At 40.2% G+C, this 17,813-nt stretch carries 17 protein-coding genes; 7 read left to right on the top strand and 10 right to left on the bottom strand.

Features of this window, described 5'->3' with window-relative positions; translation table 11 throughout:
- Nucleotides 1-246: 246 nt before the first annotated feature.
- On the bottom strand, nt 247-456 hold the full coding sequence (locus tag J7338_RS06620; protein ID WP_210796303.1) for a hypothetical protein: 210 nt from the start codon (nt 454-456) through the stop codon (nt 247-249).
- Between the two features lie 180 nt (nt 457-636).
- Between J7338_RS06620 and J7338_RS06615 the strand changes: the two genes are divergently transcribed.
- Entirely contained in the window at nt 637-1,509 is an 873-nt protein-coding gene (locus J7338_RS06615; protein ID WP_210796302.1) for a mechanosensitive ion channel family protein, read from the top strand.
- Between the two features lie 86 nt (nt 1,510-1,595).
- On the opposite strand, the gene J7338_RS06610 is transcribed toward J7338_RS06615, so the two are convergent.
- Nucleotides 1,596-2,147, bottom strand: a complete 552-nt coding sequence (locus J7338_RS06610) for an HdeD family acid-resistance protein (RefSeq protein ID WP_228732930.1) — start codon at nt 2,145-2,147, stop codon at nt 1,596-1,598.
- 494 nt (nt 2,148-2,641) lie between these two features.
- Here J7338_RS06610 and J7338_RS06605 point away from each other — a divergent pair, with 494 nt between their 5' ends.
- From J7338_RS06605 to yegD, 5 genes are all read left to right on the top strand, one after another.
- Nucleotides 2,642-4,870 (top strand): TonB-dependent receptor, encoded by a 2,229-nt coding sequence (locus J7338_RS06605; RefSeq protein WP_210796301.1) that lies wholly within the window; start codon nt 2,642-2,644, stop codon nt 4,868-4,870.
- Between the two features lie 121 nt (nt 4,871-4,991).
- Nucleotides 4,992-5,291 (top strand): hypothetical protein, encoded by a 300-nt coding sequence (locus J7338_RS06600; protein ID WP_210796300.1) that lies wholly within the window; start codon nt 4,992-4,994, stop codon nt 5,289-5,291.
- 61 nt (nt 5,292-5,352) lie between these two features.
- Complete coding sequence (locus tag J7338_RS06595; protein ID WP_210796299.1) at nt 5,353-6,009, top strand: HAD family hydrolase; 657 nt, start codon at nt 5,353-5,355, stop codon at nt 6,007-6,009.
- 34 nt (nt 6,010-6,043) lie between these two features.
- A complete protein-coding gene (locus J7338_RS06590; RefSeq protein ID WP_210796298.1) occupies nt 6,044-6,892 on the top strand; it encodes a DNA ligase in 849 nt (282 codons plus the stop codon).
- Nucleotides 6,893-6,956: 64 nt separating this feature from the next.
- Nucleotides 6,957-8,324, top strand: a complete 1,368-nt coding sequence (yegD, locus tag J7338_RS06585) for a molecular chaperone (protein ID WP_210796297.1) — start codon at nt 6,957-6,959, stop codon at nt 8,322-8,324.
- A 6-nt stretch (nt 8,325-8,330) separates the two neighbouring features.
- On the opposite strand, the gene J7338_RS06580 is transcribed toward yegD, so the two are convergent.
- From J7338_RS06580 to J7338_RS06570, 3 genes are read right to left on the bottom strand one after another with little or no spacing between them, the layout of a single operon-like run.
- Nucleotides 8,331-8,795 carry a methylglyoxal synthase gene (locus J7338_RS06580; RefSeq protein WP_210796296.1) on the bottom strand — a complete coding sequence of 155 codons (465 nt, stop codon included), beginning with the start codon at nt 8,793-8,795 and terminating at the stop codon, nt 8,331-8,333.
- Between the two features lie 17 nt (nt 8,796-8,812).
- Nucleotides 8,813-9,448, bottom strand: a complete 636-nt coding sequence (locus tag J7338_RS06575) for a LysE family translocator (RefSeq protein ID WP_210796295.1) — start codon at nt 9,446-9,448, stop codon at nt 8,813-8,815.
- A 5-nt stretch (nt 9,449-9,453) separates the two neighbouring features.
- The gene (locus tag J7338_RS06570; protein ID WP_210796294.1) at nt 9,454-10,647 is read right to left on the bottom strand and encodes a multidrug effflux MFS transporter; all 1,194 of its coding nucleotides are present in this window, start codon (nt 10,645-10,647) and stop codon (nt 9,454-9,456) included.
- Nucleotides 10,648-10,807: 160 nt separating this feature from the next.
- On the opposite strand from J7338_RS06570, the gene J7338_RS06565 reads away from it, so the two are divergent.
- Entirely contained in the window at nt 10,808-11,281 is a 474-nt protein-coding gene (locus tag J7338_RS06565) for a hotdog fold domain-containing protein (protein ID WP_210796293.1), read from the top strand.
- A gap of 16 nt (nt 11,282-11,297) precedes the next feature.
- Here J7338_RS06565 and J7338_RS06560 read toward each other — a convergent pair whose 3' ends face one another.
- The 5 genes from J7338_RS06560 to J7338_RS06540 form a co-directional block, all read right to left on the bottom strand.
- Complete coding sequence (locus J7338_RS06560; protein ID WP_210796292.1) at nt 11,298-11,789, bottom strand: bactofilin family protein; 492 nt, start codon at nt 11,787-11,789, stop codon at nt 11,298-11,300.
- Entirely contained in the window at nt 11,779-12,930 is a 1,152-nt protein-coding gene (locus J7338_RS06555) for a M23 family metallopeptidase (RefSeq protein ID WP_210796291.1), read from the bottom strand. Before J7338_RS06555 ends, J7338_RS06560 begins: the two co-directional genes overlap by 11 nt.
- A gap of 153 nt (nt 12,931-13,083) precedes the next feature.
- Entirely contained in the window at nt 13,084-14,397 is a 1,314-nt protein-coding gene (gene fahA, locus J7338_RS06550; RefSeq protein ID WP_210796290.1) for a fumarylacetoacetase, read from the bottom strand.
- Nucleotides 14,398-14,550: 153 nt separating this feature from the next.
- Complete coding sequence (gene hppD / locus J7338_RS06545; protein WP_210796289.1) at nt 14,551-15,597, bottom strand: 4-hydroxyphenylpyruvate dioxygenase; 1,047 nt, start codon at nt 15,595-15,597, stop codon at nt 14,551-14,553.
- 474 nt (nt 15,598-16,071) lie between these two features.
- The gene (locus J7338_RS06540) at nt 16,072-17,502 is read right to left on the bottom strand and encodes a peptide MFS transporter (RefSeq protein WP_210796288.1); all 1,431 of its coding nucleotides are present in this window, start codon (nt 17,500-17,502) and stop codon (nt 16,072-16,074) included.
- Nucleotides 17,503-17,813 lie beyond the last annotated feature (311 nt).

The following is a 17,813-nucleotide window of genomic DNA, read 5'->3' as shown; positions in this document are numbered from 1 at the left end:
ACTCCATAAAATAGGTGAGCCTTGAAAACAGGCGAGACATAAAACACCCATAACTTAGCAAATTTTCATGTATATACAACTAAGTTTATCGGTTTAAGGTGGGGATTGAGCGCAAAAAGCGTGTTTTTAGGTAAAGTAGTGTAAATCGAAAAATAGTAGCCTTAAACAATTAGGCGTATTAAAGCTACTACAGGTTGGTACTTAATTGGGAATTTTGGTTTATATTGCATGTGCGAAGTAGCAAAATTAGTTGTAACCTAAAACAAACTTTTTTTCGCTACCAAAGCTAGCCGGTAGCTGATGACCAAACTCTTTGTTAATGCAATTAAGAGTATGTTCTTGCTCTGCAAGTACAGACAAAATTTTATTGCGGTATCCAATACTTGATTCAAACAGTTGCAAATCAACTAAAGGTTGTAGCGTGGCTAATTTTTGATTTAAGGTCAGTTGTGACATTATTCGTTCCTCGTGCTTTATTTAAGCTTACAGTACTTATATAGCATTGCCTGTAAGAAAATGTTAATGATTTGTTCATAAAAAACATATTGAACTTTAACTTCTCCGTAAATGCCATTATGGCGTGCTAAACTTACTTAACCCTGAATAGCTATTTGTTTTATTGATTCTGGAAAAAGTATGACGTTAGAGTTAATCTCTCATTATTTATCGTATGTAATTTTTAGTTATAACAATATCGAAATTACTGTAGCTAAAGTTATTCAAGTGCCTTTGATACTCTTTGCTATGTGGTTTGTGGTTAAATGGATTGGTCGATTAATACGAAAAACTCTTCTCGCACGTAACATGAATCCTGATGCGGTGCATTTATTTACTCGTATTTATTTAGTGTTAAGTATCGCAATTTTAATATTTACCTCCCTTGAAGTGTTAAATATTCCGTTAACAGCATTTGCCTTTGTTTCTGGCGCTATAGCTATTGGTGTAGGATTCGGGGCACAAAATATCATTAATAACTTTATTAGTGGCTGGATTTTAATGTGGGAGCGGCCAATTCGTATTGGAGATTTCTTAGAAGTGGGCAACGCCAAAGGGGTGGTTGAAACGATTAATACCCGCTCCACACGCATTCGTCGCAACGATGGTGTGCACATGCTTATACCAAACAGTCAACTACTCGAAAACACAGTGACGAATTGGACCTTGATTGACCGCAATGCCCGTTCGTCAGTCAGTGTTGGTGTGGCATATGGATCAGATGCATTGCTAGTTGAAAAATTGATCAAACAAGTGTTGAGCGAGCATTCTGCAATACTCCCGACGCCGGCATCGTCAGTGTTATTTGATGATTTTGCTGAAAGCTCTTTAGTGTTTAATGCTATTTTTTGGGTCTGCGCAGAATCAGAAACCATGTTGCGCCAAGTTCGTAGTGATATTCGTTTTAGCGTGTATAAAATATTTGCTGAGCATAATGTCGTTATTTCTTTCCCACAACGGGATATACATATTGATGGTGAAATTGCATTAAGGCGGGGACGAGCAACGAAATAAATCCAGCGATACCGACTTGTAGGGTATCGTCTTGCAGAAGTAATTTGCTGCAACGAGTAGCAAATTACTTCGTTTTTATTGATGAGTTATTGCTGTTGTGCCATCTTTTTTAGCTTTAATGAAAATAATACAATTAAAGCACCAAATAGTACGGCGTAAGTGGCGACTAACCAAAGTAAAGTATGGATCCCTGCGCTAGGATTAAAGATTAAATATAAACCAAACAATACTGATATTGCCCCAGTAATAATTAATATCCACTCATTAGATATCTCCGCTCTTAATTTAAGCGCAATTAAAATTTCAACAGCGCCAATCGCTATGGCCCACGCAGCGACATAATAAAGTAATAGTATCGCGGTAACGTTTGGTGCAAATAGGGTAACTAGTCCTGCGATGATTGATAACACCCCACCGGCCAATAACCAGCGCCAATAGGGATTGTGTTGCTTAGAGTTCCAAGCAACCCATGTTCTTAGTATGCCATCAAATAAAAAATAGCCCGCAAAAAATAACAACAAAATATTGAGTGATGTCTCAGGGGCAAACCAAGTAATAACGCCAAAAATAATTGCAATGAGGCCGCGCACAAACAGTACTGACCAGTTCTTTGATAGTGTGGTGGTTAGATCCATCATTAACCCTTAATGATTAGCTCTGTCGTGTTTATATACATTAGCACAAGGTATGATTTATCAAAAAATATATCGATTAACTTTGCCGAAGCATTGTATAGCAGAATTAAATTTGGCTACGCTAGGTTTACTCAATGATCATTACAGCCAATTAGCGGCTCCCAATTGTGATGCTAAATACATTTTCAATGCGATTATTGACAGGACAAATGTCCGCATAAAATAAATATAATTGCATAAAATCTCTCAAGTTCGCTTATCGTGCCGTTATTTGTTGTAAAAAGTTTATATTCTTGTACATATTTATGCAGCAAAAGTGTCACACAATGCTATAATCTTCAGCGTTCGTTCAGCCTCTTTACTTCGTTTTGCACTCTCGACAAAGAGGTCCGCGCAGCTTAACTTAAGGCGCGAAAAATTGGCCGAGCCCGCCGAGTGAACTTGGCGCAACACATCAACCGTTGAATAAGAGTGCACTAAAAAGGTTAAACCCCGACATGAAAGCAATGAAAAGATCTACGTTAGCAACCCTAATCAATGCAACGTTGTTCTCTGCCGTAGCAGGTACTTCATTTACAACTCTTGCTGCTGATGAGCAAGCTCCAGTTGCAAAAAGCAAACAATTAGAAGTTATTCAAATCACTGCGCGTAAGCGTGTAGAAAACGCACAAGAAGTACCTGTTGCGGTTTCTGCTTTACAAGGTGATAGCTTAGATGCATACAGCTCAGCTGGTATGGATATTCGTTTTATGAACGCGAAAATCCCAAGCTTATCGATTGAATCTTCATTTGGTCGTTCTTTCCCACGCTTTTATGTTCGTGGCTTAGGTAATACCGATTTCGATTTAAACGCCTCACAACCAGTGTCACTAGTGGTTGATGAAGTTGTTCAAGAAAATGCAATTTTAAAAGGCTTCCCAGTATTTGATGTTGCACGCGTAGAAGTGTTGCGTGGTCCTCAAGGTACGCTATTTGGTCGTAACACGCCTGCGGGCTTAGTTAAGTTTGACACAGTTAAACCAAGCCAAGATTTTGATGGCTATGGTTCTGTATCTTATGGTAGCCGCGGTGCAGTTGATTTTGAAGGCGCGGTAGGTGGTGCATTAACAGACCGTTTATCAACACGCGTATCAGTACTTTGGCAAGACAAAGACAATTATATTGATAATCGTGCGCCAGGCTTTGAGCAAAAAAATGCTCTGGGTGGTTACACTGACCAAGCCGCACGTATTCAATTCTTGTATGAAGGCAATGATTTTACTGGTTTATTTAATTACCATGTGCGTGATATGGACGGTAAGCCAATTCCATTTTACGGTAATGCAATTAAGTCAGGCACAAATGACTTAATTGCAGGATTTGAAAATGACGTGGTATATCACGATTCGGCATCTCGCGCGACACAGCAAGTAGAGTCACAAGGTGCCAGTCTTAAGCTTGAGTGGGATTTAGCTAACCACACAGTGACTTCAATTTCTGGTTGGGAAAGTGCAGAAATTTATTCTCGTGCCGATATCGATGGCACGGAGCTTAGCTTGGCTGAAAGTGCTGATGGTATTCCAGATCAAGACCAATACACACAAGAGCTACGTTTATCGAGCAACTATACAGGTGATGTGAATTATCAAGTGGGCGTTTTTTACTTTGATGAAGCGTTGACTATTGAGAACTACAGCTACAATGCGGCTAATAACGGTTCATTAAACGGTTATGTTATTCAACAGCAAGACACTAAAGCGTGGGCTGTGTTCGGCTCAGTTGATTACACGGTTAATGATGATTTAAAACTAACCGCTGGCTTACGTTATTCTGATGACGAAAAAGAGTTTTCAGCAAATCGTGCATTTGGACCACTTTCGGGTGATTCAGGTGCTCCATTATCTATTGAGCGTGATGTAAGTGATGATCACGTTAGCTGGGATTTATCTGCTAACTACAAAATTAACGATGACGTAAACTGGTATGCTCGAATAGCTAATAGTTTCCGTGCACCGAGCCTTCAAGGTCGTATTTTATTTGGTAGCGAAGTAACTGTTGCTGATTCAGAAACTGTCACTTCGTATGAAACCGGTATTAAGTCGGATGTACTTGATGGGCAAGGTCGAGTGAATGCAACAGTATTCTACTATACAATGGATGACCAGCAGTTAACTGCTGTAGGCGGCGGTGCTAACTTCAATCGATTGCTAAATGCAGATAAAACAACTGGGTATGGTTTTGAGCTTGATACTGAATGGGTGTTAACTGATGAGTTAAATGCGACCTTTAACTTAAGCTATAATAAAACAGAGCTTAAAGATAACGACTTAGCCGTTGCAGTTTGTAAGCAGTGTACAGTTACAGATCCAATCAATGACAGTGGCTTAGCTGTACTGGATGGTAATAGCCTGCCGCATGCGCCTGAGTGGATCTCAAACTTAACGCTTCGTTATACTAAAGAGCTGGCTGGTGGCGACTTCTTCGCTTATACAGATATATCATACCGCAGCGAAATTGACTTCTTCTTGTATGAATCAGTTGAATTCGAAGGTAAATCACTATTAGAAACTGGCCTACGTGCTGGTTATAACTGGGCTGAAGGTGATTATGAGTATGAAGTATCTGCGTTTGTACGTAACTTATTTGACAAGCAACAAGTAATCGGTGCAATCGACTTCATTAATAACACGGGTATGGTAAATGAAGAGCGCTATATCGGTGCAGAATTTAAAGTGAAGTTTTACTAAATTCCATTTTAGTTAAGTAGATTAAAGCCCGCATTATTTGCGGGCTTTTTGTTTTACGCTAGTGAAAAGCCCTATTAGAGCTGCTAAAGTAGCGATAATTAAATTTAACAAGAGAAGAGCAATGGCTGGATTTTGGAACTACCGAGTGATTTTTTGTGATGCAACCAACGATGAAGCGGCGCAATATCAAATACATGAGGTTGAATATAACCTAAATGGTAAAGTAACGAATTGGTCTGAAACGGGCGCAGCGCCTTTTGGCAACACCTTAGATGCGTTACGAGATGACGCAGAGCGTTTAAAAACAGCATTTGAAAAACCAGTACTAAAAGTTGTTAGAAAAGAACGTGGCTACGAGTTGGTAGATGTTGAAACGGGTGAAGAAGCATTTGCAGAGCCACCAGCAGGTTTAACAGCATAAGTATTAACCCAAAAAGGTGCTATGAGCGCCTTTTTTGTTGCTAAAAAATAAAGGAATGAGGATGACATTAAAAGCAGTATTATTTGATATGGATGGCACTTTAGTTGATTCAGAAAGTGTCCACTTTAACTGTTGGAATGATGTTTTAGCACCGTTTGGCGTGCGCTATGAAGAAGATGATTTTTGCCAACGTTTTTCAGGTCGATCGACCTTAGATGCGGCAATTGAAGTGGTTGAGCAATATAACTTATCGGTTTCACCGCAGTGGTTAGCGCAGGCTAAATATGATGCATTCGAGCAATTTGTTACCACTAATTTACCTCCTTTAATGCCCTTTGCCCAAGAAGTATTAGAGGCAGTGAAGCAAAGCGATCTTAAGATGGCATTAGTGACGGGTAGCGCACGCCATGAGGCCTTACCTATCTTAAAAGGCTATGGCTTTTATGAATGGTTTGACTGCGTAGTGACTAAAGACGAGGTGCAAAATCCAAAACCTGCGGGGGACCCCTATTTACTTGCACTGACAACATTAGGGATTTCAGCAGAGCAAGCAATTGCTGTTGAAGATACACACACCGGCGTTACAGCTGCAACTAATGCAAACGTACCTGTGGTTGCAATACCGAATAAACACACCCTAGGCCACGATTTAAGTTTAGCTGTTTCTCGCATGGATAATTTACAGCAGCTATGGCAATGGGTACAAATTAAGCTATAGTTTAGTCTGCTTGGTGATAAACAAGGAGACCAATATGCTTAAAGGACTAACAGTATTATGGTTGCTGATCAGTACTTTTACTTGCTCAGCAACTGATACACAGATCACCGCAGATGCCCAACTTGCCAAGGTTTACCAACAAGATCAAACGCTTGCTATTGAAAACTATCTCGTTAGTGAGAAGTTTGATGGGGTCCGTGCGATTTGGACGGGAGCACAGTTGATAACCCGTAATGGCAATGCCATTCATGCGCCAGGCTGGTTTATTGCTGATTTACCTAATTTGAGGTTAGATGGTGAGTTGTGGACCAAGCGCGGTGATTTTGCAGACCTCAGTGGTATTGTGCGCACTTTACAGCCGCTGGATAGTGACTGGCAAAAAGTCACCTATCAGATATTTGACATGCCAGATCAACATAATCCCTTTGCAGTACGCTATGAAAATTACCTACGTTTAGTAAAAACATTAAATAAGCCTCACATCCAAGCAGTACAGCAGTATCAATTTACTACAGAGCAGGCATTATCTGCGTACTATGATAAAGTAACTCAGCAAGGTGGTGAAGGTGTAATGCTGCATTTAGCCTCGGCAATGCATAAAAGTGGCCGTTCTGATGCGCTGTTAAAGTTAAAACCTTATTTTGATAGTGAAGCGGTCGTCATTGCTCATCTTCCAGGAAAGGGCAAATTTACTGGCATGCTAGGGGCGTTAAAAGTAGTTACACCACAAGGAAAAGAGTTTTCAATTGGTACTGGCTTTAGTAACGCACAGCGCCAAAATCCACCCGCAATAGGAGCGACGGTGACATACCGATACCATGGTTTTACTAAAAACGGTTTACCACGATTTGCCAGTTTTTTACGTCAACGCGAACCTGATTAACATTTAAAAAAAGCCGTAAGTATGCTAAATTGCGCGGCCTTTTGATGTTAGTTGTGGTGAAGTAATGGTAGTTGGTTTTGATTATGGTAGTTCTAATTGCGCAATGGGTGTAATGAATGCTCAAAATACTGTTGAGCTAGTGCCCCTAGAGCAAGGTAAGTTTTACCTCCCTTCAACCTTATACACACATCACAGTGCTTTAGTTGTCGATTTTGTTGCTCAGCATCTAACAGGTACAAATTATGAAACTGACTTTAAAACCCAGCGCCAAGCCCTGCTTAATAGTATGGTGCGGATCAAGTCTGACTTAGATCTAGCCCCTAGTGATGAAAGTCTTTTTATTGGCCGTGAAGCAATTAACGAATATGTGCAATTTCCTGAAGAAGGTTATTTTGTTAAGTCCCCTAAATCGTTTTTTGGGGCAATAGGCTTAAAGCAAGGACAAATCAACTTCTTTGAAGATATTGCCACCGCGATGATTTTAAAAATCAAACAGCGAGCTGAAAAATCACTACAAAAAGAGTTAACACAAACGGTTATTGGCCGCCCGGTAAATTTCCAAGCCGTGGGTGGAGAGCAATCAAACCAACAAGCAATTGGTATTTTAGAGCGTGCAGCAAAACGAGCGGGCTTTAAAGATGTGGCTTTTTTATATGAACCACTCGCAGCGGGAATTGATTATGAAAGTGACTTAAATCACGATCAAAAAGTATTGGTTATTGATATTGGTGGTGGTACCAGTGACTGCTCATTTGTGCAAATGGGACCTAGCTTTCGTGATAGTAGTGACCGTGATCATGACTTTTTAGCGCATACAGGTAAACGTGTTGGCGGTAATGATTTAGACATTGCTTTAAGCTATCACGCATTAATGCCATTGCTTGGTTTAGGCAGTCAGTTTAAATCAGGTTTACCACTGCCTAATCAAGCATTTTGGCAAGCATGTAAAATTAACGATGTGAACTTACAAAGCCAGTTTTATAGTCAAAGCCATCACCGAGAGTTACTAACACAGTTACGTGAAGTACAAGCACCTGAGTTATTTCAACGACTGATCGATTTGCAGCAAAATAAGCAAGGTCATCAGCTGGTACAGCAAGGGGAGGCGGCAAAAATTGCGCTTTCGTCAGTGACTGAGTATGACTGTGAATTAGGGTTTTTAGCACCACAATTACATAAAGTGATATCACGCGCTGATTTAGCTGTGGCGGTTGATGATTCTATTATGCAAATAGTAAGTTTAGCAAAACAAGCGATTAAAGATGCGGGGAGCGTTCCTGATGTGATTTACCTTACCGGTGGCAGCGCGCAATCGCCACTAATAAAAGCTGCATTAGTCGAGCACTTAGGTGATATTAAAATGGTAAATGGCGATCACTTTGGTAGTGTAACCGCAGGACTCACTAAATGGGCAAGCATGCTTTATCGTTAAAGGGGCTTATAGTATGACTTGTCGGGTTGCGAGGTATTTTTCGTAATCTGGCAATGACCGTTTAAGCTCGTTATGCATCAAAGGCGAGCTTAAAATCATATCTGCGCTGACTTCATTACACGCCACTGGAATATTCCACACAGCTGCTAAGCGCAATAATGCTTTAACATCAGGATCATGAGGCTGAGAGGCGAGGGGATCCCAAAAGAAAATCAACATATGAATTTCATGTTCGGCAATTTTAGCGCCTAATTGCTGATCGCCACCCATTGGGCCGCTAAGCAATTTGATCACATCGAGCCCGGTATTTCTCTCTATTAAATGACCTGTAGTACTTGTGCCATACAAAGTGTGCTTACGGAGGTTATCACTATGTTTATTACACCACGCTAGCAATGCTGCTTTTTTACCATCGTGCGCAACTAAAGCAATGTTTTTTTGAGCTGGAAGGGTTTGTTGTTTTTGTTCCATACTAACTCTTTTTCTTTTTAGATGAGTAGATTAACCGCAAGAACTACAAATACTACACCTGTTATACGATCAATCCAAATTTGACTTTGCGGGTGTTCTCTAAAGTAGCCTGCAATTTTATCGCCAAAGTAAATATACGTGCAGTCAATCGGAAACGCAAAAAGTGGATACAGTAAGCCAAAGAAAGCTAATTGAAATGTAGTTGATGATGACAGGGTTGGATCAACAAACTGCGGAATAAACGCAATAAAAAATAACGCTACTTTAGGGTTAAGCACTTCAGTCATCATAGCCTGAAACATAACATTCGTTTTTTTCTTGGTGCTCATATGGGGTTTATCTTCGCTACTGCACTGAGGCTGGATAAATGTGCTTTTAAACATCATTATACCTAAATAACATAAGTAGGCAGCACCAGCGTATTGTACGCAGTTATAAGCCACTTCTGAGGCTTTTAGGATAGCCGTAAGACCGACTACGGCAAAGAAAGTATGCGCCACTGCGCCCAAAGCAAAACCACATGCGCTTTGTAAACCTGCTGCGCGGCCATTGGCAAAAGTTTGTGCCATTAAAAAAGCATTGGAAGGACCAGGCGCAACAGCGATTAAAAAACTCGCGGCTAAAAATGACAGTAAAAATTCAAAATTGATCATTGTTTTTATGTATTTTTAGGGTGATAAGCGTGCGCTTTATTACTGAGCAGTATAACCCATAGTGGCAGCAATAATAATAAGTGAAAAGCAATAAACTCGGGCGCATTGAAAGGAAGTACTTGGGTGAGCATAACCAACGCTCCTGCGCCGCTCATTTGCATTAAACCGATTAGCGCAGATGCTGTACCTGCTTGTTTAGCAAAATGTGACAATGCCATTCCAGCCGCTGAGCCTAAGCTAAGTGCAAAGCCTAGCGCAGCAATCAACACTGGCAGCATAAAAGCAAAGGCACTTTTAAACTGGCCGAGAATTAAAATCAGTACACCAGAGAAAATTAATAAACTCATACCTATGCGTAACGCTTTTTGACTATGGCGTTTGATATACAATGGTGCAATAAAGCTGGCTACAATGCTAACAATGGCATTGAGAGTAAACCAAAAAGTAAAATCGCTGACCGATCCACCTAACTCGGTCATGATCCATCCCGGTGCTAATGTTACAAAAGCTAAAATAGCCGACATTGCCACCATACAAATTAGGCTATTAAAAAGAAAAATAGGCGTGCGAATGATTGGTATAAAACGACGTAAATCGAGTATGTGGCCCTCATAGTGGCTATCCGTAGGGCGTGTTTCTTTAAAATATATGGCAGTGATCATTAGTCCAACACAAGCAAACCCCGCCAAAAATAAAAAGTTCATCCGCCAGCCAAATTGCACAGTCAGCCAAGCGCCTAAAATAGGTGCTAACGCAGGAATAAAACACACAATACCATTTAGGTAAGTGATCATTTGGCCGCTTTTAGCACTGCCGTAGGTATCACGAACAATCGCAAATGCAACCACAAAAGTGGCACAAGCCCCAAAACCTTGCAGTGCACGTGCAAGCATCAGAATGCTAAAACTAGGTGCTAAAAAAGCCAACATCCCAGCCAATCCATACAGTGTGATGCCAAATAGTGCGACTGGACGGCGGCCAAACTTGTCGGCTAAAGGACCTGCTATAAGCTGACCTAAGCCAACCGTCAGCATAAAAATAGCGACGGTAAGTTGCACTTGCTGCTCATCAATAGCCAATGCTTGCGCTATAGCAGGAAATGCGGGTAAATAAATATCAATCGCTAATGGGCAAAATATAACCAGAAGAGCGAGAATTAAAATAACACTAAGTTGATTGCGGCGATCGGTTGTTGGCATGAGTGCTCCTTTTGCCGCGTATTTTAGGTCTGCAAAGATAAAAAAGAAAGGGCATATGGCCGACCAGACCGAATATTATTAGTGAGATAAATAAATACGCTTCTATCATCTGGTCGGATGTGTTAATTTGATGTATCTGTCATTTTAATTAAGAAAAGTTATGAGTGATAAATCTGTTGTTTTGAAAACATGGTCAAAATTAAAAAATTTACCATTTGGCAATTGGTTATTTACTAAAGTAGTGTGTTTTAAAGCGCCTTATTTTGGCTCAGTTAAACCTACAATTTTAGCTGTAAAGGAAGGGCATTGTAGCGCAATGGTTAAAAACCGCCGTAATGTGCACAATCATATTGGGACTATTCACGCGATTGCACAATGTAATTTAGCTGAGTTATGCGCCGGTGTGATGGTTGATGCAACGGTGCCGTATAAAACTCATCGCTGGATCCCTAAAGGAATGACGGTAGAGTACTTAGCGAAGGTTGATACAGATGTCACAGCTGTGGCAGAAATTGCAATGCCAAAACAATGGCTAGATAAAGAGGATTTAGTGGTGCCAGTAAAGCTTTACAATATTCGCAGAGAATTGGTCTTCACTGCTGATATTACGATGTATGTTACGAAGAAAAAATAAAAGAAAAATAAAGCAATTATTTTTTATCTGTGGCTTGTTTGTTGAAAAACGACAAGTCATTATCACCTTCAGTGAGCGCAGATGTAAGCTCCGGTTTTGATTCAGCGTTACTGGTAATTAATTCGACTGTTTCAGCTTCATGGCGTTGTTTTAATTTACCTTCAATAATTGCACCAGCATCAATACTTAAAGTATCTTGATAAACATCCCCGTGTACTTGTGCCGAACGTTCAATAACCACTTTGCTGGCGTTCAGTGAGCCGATTACTTTACCTTTTACAATCACGCTTTCAGCAACCACTGAACCTTCAACACAACCGGTATTACCAATAACTAAATGATTAACACGTACATCACCATCTATGCGACCATCTAGCTGTACTTCACCTTGACTTACTAAGCTGCCCGTTAAGCGAACATCTTCAGAAATGATCGACGGAGTGTGGTTGGTTCTTTTTAGTTGAGGATTTGCAGAACTACTTACTGCTGATTTTTTTTTACCGAACACGTGAAAGCGCCTTTGTTATTTTAACCGGATTGACATGTTTGTCGTTAAGTAATACTTCATAGTGTAGGTGGGTGCCAGTACTTCTGCCAGTACTGCCCATTAATCCGATGACATCATTTTTAGCTACTGTTTGGCCTTTTTTAACGTTGATTTTATTTAAGTGACCAAACCGAGTTACAAAGCCGTTTTTATGTTTCAGTTCGATAAAGTTACCATAACCACCGTTGCGCCCTGCGCGTAATACAATGCCATCAGCGGGAGCAAATATTTCGGTTTTATGCCAACCAGCTAAATCAACGCCTTTATGATAAGCATGACGATTATTCACTGGATCTTTACGCAGTCCAAAACTACTTGAAATATAGTAATTTGCTGCAGGCAGGGTTTGTGGTAACTCACTGAGTAAATTTTCAAGCTTATTCAACGCCAACAGTTTATCGGCGATGATTAAAAACTCAGTCGGGATCTTTGATTCATCAAATAAATCCAGTGGACCACCTTGTGCGGTTTCTGTCATGTCACCATCAAAATTACGCGCCAAGGCACTATCAAGCCCTGCACCTTTGAGCATAGTTAAAATATCGTGCTGGCGGCGTTCTATTTGTTGCTCAATTTGTAGAAAGCTTTGTAGATAATGAGCGTCGAGCTGTGCAAAGCGTTGTTCAACTGAAAGTAAATTGGCTTGTGTGCTTTCAGGGGAAGGGTCGTCAACGAGCGGCTCATGAAAATCATTTTGTTGTTCTTTTGGGGCGATATTTTCAATTGTTGCAGCATCTTCTAGTGGATTGCTCATCGACTCAGGTAAAGAATCGATCATGCTTTGTAATAAAGCCTGTTTTTGTTCCAATTCAGCAAGTTGTGCGAGTTGTTTTTCGTATTGCTGTTGTTGCTGCTTTTTTTGCTGCTGCCACTGTTGTTGTTTTGATCGTTGGTTTTGTTCAATATCGGAGATTTTGTTGGTTTGTGAATAAATTTGCAGGGTAGATACGCTTAACCAAGCTAAAGCAATTAAAACAACTGCTATAGCTGAAACTTGTAACCAAGGCGCTAATATCACATGTTTAACCTCACCATTTTGGCGGATCAACAGTTGTCTAGCTGGAAATAATTTGTGATAAAAAGACTTAATAAATGCTGACATGGCTTATAAATACTGGCTATTAACCGAGTTAAGATAGCAATCTGAGCTGAAAAAGCCAGTAAAAAATTGTAATTGCATAGAATAAAAAGAAAAAAAGGTACTTATAAAAGCACCTTTGCTATTAACGTTCTGTTAAAAGTAGTGATGATTTAATCACTTAGCAGGAAGAACTGTTCCTTCAACGCTGCCGAAACCGATGCGAGCAAAACCGGCTTTTTCACACCAACCACGCATAATAACGTTGTCACCATCTTCTAAAAAGCTACGTTGCTCACCGTTATTAAGGGTGATTTTTTCTTTACCACCACGAGACAGTTCAAGTAATGACCCTGCTTCTTCGTGAGTCGGACCTGATTGTGTACCTGAGCCTAGCATATCACCTGGCATAAAGTTACAGCCATTTACAGTGTGGTGAGTAACCATTTGCGCGACTGTCCAGTATGAATGCTTGAAACTTGATTTAGAGACTAATGAAGGCGCAGCACCTTGTTCGCGCATTTTAGCGGTCTCAATTTGCACGTCCATTTTTATATCAAAGGCGCCAAGCTCACGGTTTTGGCTTGATTCTAAATAACCTAGTGGCTGAGGGTCATTTTCATCACGAGTCCATGATGTTCTATAAGGTGCTAATGCTTCGGTAGTGACAATCCACGGTGATACGGTTGATGCAAAGTTTTTCGCAAGGAATGGACCTAATGGTTGGTATTCCCATGCCTGTAAATCACGTGCTGACCAGTCATTGAATACACAAAAACCAAATACATGGTTTTCAGCGTTTTCGATAGCAATGGCATCACCTAATTCATTACCTTTACCTAAATAAATGCCTAGCTCTAACTCATAATCTAAACGTTTACACGGACCAAGCGATGGTACTTCAGCGTCTGGCGCTTTAGTTTGACCATTTGGGCGATGAAAGGTTTGACCTGACACATCAATTGATGAAGAACGGCCATGGTAACCAATGGGTACCCATTTATAGTTAGGCAGTAACGGGTTGTCAGGACGGAATAAGCTACCGACTGCTGTTGCATGATAGATAGATGTGTAAAAGTCAGTGTAATCGCCAATACGACATGGTAACGAAAACTCAATGTCTGCTTGGGCAATTAATGCGTCGCTTAACTTAGTTTGTTCAGCGGCGCCTTCGCGTAATGCTTTAGATAATGCTAAACGTAGCGCTGACCAATATCGCTGACCAAGGCCCATAAATTCATTTAATGTTGCTTGGCTTGCTGCTGCTACGGCTGTTTGTGCATCGCCTGAGAAAATAGCTAACTCGTTTACTTTGGCAAGGTCGATAACGTGGTCGCCAATGGCAACGGCACCGCGAAAAGCTTCGTTAGAATTCTTACGACGTACAGCTGCAAATGGTAGGTTTTGGATTGGGAAGTCACAATTTGCAACGTTCGCTGAGGCAACCCAGCTAGTTAAATTTATATCATGGGTTTCGTTAATTAAACTCATTACATTTCCTTTGGTTTAGTCTGTCGCGCTTTACAGTGGATATGGTGATGAATAGCGTGATTTAAACAGTGAAATTCAGATTGTTATTTATAATATTGATGAAACGACAAAAAGCAGCGAAGTACGCTGCTTTTTAAATTTACAATACGGTGCTTATAAAACGCCGCGGCGCTCTTGGTCGCGCTCGATTGATTCAAACAGTGCTTGGAAGTTACCTTCACCAAAACCGCCGTCATCAACGCGCTGGATCATCTCGATAAAGATTGGGCCAAATAAGTTTTTCGAGAAAATTTGCAATAAGTAGCAATTTTCACTTTGGCTATCGACTAAGATCTGATGTTCACGGATCTTTTCTTTATCTTCTGCAACCCAAGGTACACGATCGAAAATTGTATCGTAGTATTCAGGAATAATATCAAGCGTGGCAATGGTTGATTTATCAAGCTTATCTAGTGAGCTTACTAGGTCATCAGTTAAAAATGCTAAATGCTGCACGCCTGGGCCATTGTATTCACCAAGGTATTCATCGATTTGGTTGTTATCGTTGCCTTTACCTTCATTGATTGGAATCGAGAAGGTGCCGCACGGTGATTTAAGTGCATAAGAGATCAAGGCTGTTTTTTGGCCTTTGATATCAAAGTAACGCACTTCAGTAAAACCAAATACGTCTTTATAAAAGTTAGCCCATGTTTCCATAGTGCCTTTATAAACGTTATTAGTTAAATGGTCGATGCGGATAAAGCCTTTATCATCAACAATGTTTTGTTCGCTTAAGTCTTCAAAGTCTTGCTCATAGATTGAACCTTTGTCACCAAATTGCTCAATGAAATAAATTAAGCTGTCACCAATACCGTAAATTGCCGGGTATGGTAGGTCTTTATGAGTTGAATCAGTTGCTGGTTTTGCACCACGCTCTACTGCGGTGTCAAATGCCTGTTGAGCATTCTCAACACGCCAACCCATAGAACAAATTGCAGGACCATGACTTTTTGCAAACTCTGCAGAGAAACCATCACGTTCATTATTTAGTAAAAAGTGAATATCGTTTTGGTTGTAATAAACAATGTCTTTACCTTTAAATGTTTTGAGCTTTGAAAAACCAAAATCGGTAAATACTTTATCCATATAATCTGCATCAGGTGTAGCGTATTCAGTAAACTCGATACCTACCAAACCTAAAGGGTTAGTTACTTCACTCATTATAATTCTCCCGCAATAAACACTGCGTCTTGTTGTGTCTGATGCGCAGATAATTAACCATAACTAGTAAAAGGGGAAGAGCTCAAGGCTATTTAGCCAAATGGTTATTTGTAAATTAAATGGGACGATCATTTTAAAACGAATGAGCATAAATGCTTGGTTTTGATATTTGTATTCAAAGACCTCGTATTAAGTAACTCGGAATTTAATTAACTATTTGATAAATTTGTTTAATTTGTTTTTATTTGAGGAGGAAAGTAATTAAGTAAAGGAACTATTCACTCTTTATTAAATATACGTGTTGTAATGAATTGTTTACGATAGGGCTGTATTTGTTAAAAAACTCACCGTTTTCGCTAAACGAAGATTGATAAGCTCAACGAAATAGGCAGCAGTGGTTACTATCCCAATATAAATAGAGGAATTAAAATCCCCACAAGTATCATAGCTTGTGGGGAGATAATGAACACAGAGTTACGGTTTTTCAGCAACGACTTCAAGCTCTTCAGCTAAAATGTGTTCTTGCGTGTGTGGTTCGTGCTGACCTTCAGCACCGTGCATCCACTTAACGAGCTTATCGCTTAGTAAGTACATGATCACAGCAGAAAGAACAGCAGTAGCGCCTAAACCAATAAAAATGCCTAATGCGTTATCTAGCGCTTCTTCGCCTTCACCTAAGAATGAACCTACGAAACCAGCAATCTTATTCGCAACAGCAGTACATAGGAACCAAATGCCCATTAGCATTGATGCTAAACGCAGTGGTGCTAGTTTACTCACCATTGATAAACCGATAGGCGATAAACATAATTCACCCAAGGTATGGAATAAGTAAAATAATACTAACCACATCATGCTGATCTGTAGTGGCTCACCTTGACCTTGGGTCATAAGTGCTAAAATCATAGTGATAAAGCCAAGCGCTAAGAATATCAACGCAATGGCAAATTTAACTGGAGAATTAGGCTCTCGTTTATCAAGTTTCAACCATACTATGGCAACCATAGGCGCAAAAATAATGATGAAGATTGAGTTTAATGATTGGAACCAAGACGCTGGAATTTCAAAGTTGAACAACATACGGTCTGTGTAATCATTAGCGAATAAATTCATCAAGCCACCGGCTTGCTCAAAACCCATCCAAAATATGATACTAAATACACTCATAGTGAAAATAACTTTTATACGGTCAGTTTCCACTTTTGTGAGCGGCTCTTTGGTATTTGAAGTTGATTGTGATTGCGCTAATTTAGCGGCAGGAACAACACCAATATCACCTAAGTACTTATTACTAAGTACTACTTGCATCGCTACCGAAATTAGCATACCAATACCAGCAACAACGAAGCCATATTGCCAACCCATAGATGCCGCTGCGAAACCCGCAACAAGTGGACCAAGCGCACCACCTAAGTTGATACCCATATAGAATATTGTGAAGGCGCCATCACGACGTTGATCACCTTCTTTATATAAGTCGCCAACCATAGTTGAGATATTAGGTTTAAATAAACCGTTACCCATACATAATAATGCGAGGCCAACATAAAATACGTTTTCTTCTTGGCCGGCTAACATACCGTGGGGGATACCCATAGTAAAATGCCCCGCAGCCATTAGCAAGCCACCGATAATTATGGCTTTTCGTTGACCAAGTACATTATCGGCTAACCAACCACCAAATAATGGAGTGATATAAACTGCCATTGTGAACGTACCATAAAGGCTTAGTGCGTCTGCATTACTCCAACCAAAACCACCGTCTTGGACAATAGCAACAAGATAAAGTACTAAAATGGCACGCATGCCGTAATAACCAAATCGTTCCCACATTTCTGTGCCGAACAACAGAAATAATCCTTTAGGATGACCTAAAAAATCACCTGCTTTAGGTAATGAACTCATATTTACTTCCTAACTCAACGTTAATTATTGCGGCCTTATATTTTTTGCTTTGGTCGTTCATATGCTTTAACACAAGCAGAACGGGTGGCCATGAATATTATTATTAATGCAGCTAAGGTAATGGTTTGCTCATTAAGCTTTTACTTAGAGGGTAAGAGCACACCCTTATCCTAGCTGCAATTGCGGCTAAGTATACATATACGGGCAGTGCAGGGGAAGTGCTTGCGATAGTTAGCTTACTGATGGCTTAGAGCCTTAATTAAGAGGTGGCGCAATGCTCTACAGGACTTAAGGGCAATAAGCACAATGAA

This window comes from Pseudoalteromonas ostreae (assembly GCF_018069805.1).
GTDB lineage: Bacteria > Pseudomonadota > Gammaproteobacteria > Enterobacterales > Alteromonadaceae > Pseudoalteromonas > Pseudoalteromonas ostreae.
This window is presented reverse-complemented; position numbering and strand designations above follow the sequence as displayed.